We start from the raw sequence: 207 nt of genomic DNA on the forward strand, positions 1-207 counted from the left end.
TGTTAAAGGCATGCATATTTCGACCATTTTCCCTGTAGAACTCAGTAATGCAATTGTAAATCATCACCGTCACATTACCTCAGATGCATTAAAGTACATTGTTACAGTCCCTCAAAGTGTTGGTGTAAGCTTTTACGAAGTCTTTCAGTCTCAAATGAAATCAAGTGCTGGAGTCGATGGTTATTTAGTGACTGTAGTTGACGTATC

General features: G+C 38.2%; 1 protein-coding gene. It reads left to right on the forward strand.

The genetic code is table 11. The features are described 5' to 3' along the window. A partial coding sequence (locus H5202_RS23900) for a hypothetical protein (protein ID WP_182774183.1) occupies positions 1 to 207 on the forward strand: 207 nt, incomplete at both ends.

It is taken from the genome of Shewanella sp. SG41-4 (assembly GCF_014164505.1).
Taxonomy (GTDB): Bacteria; Pseudomonadota; Gammaproteobacteria; order Enterobacterales; family Shewanellaceae; genus Shewanella.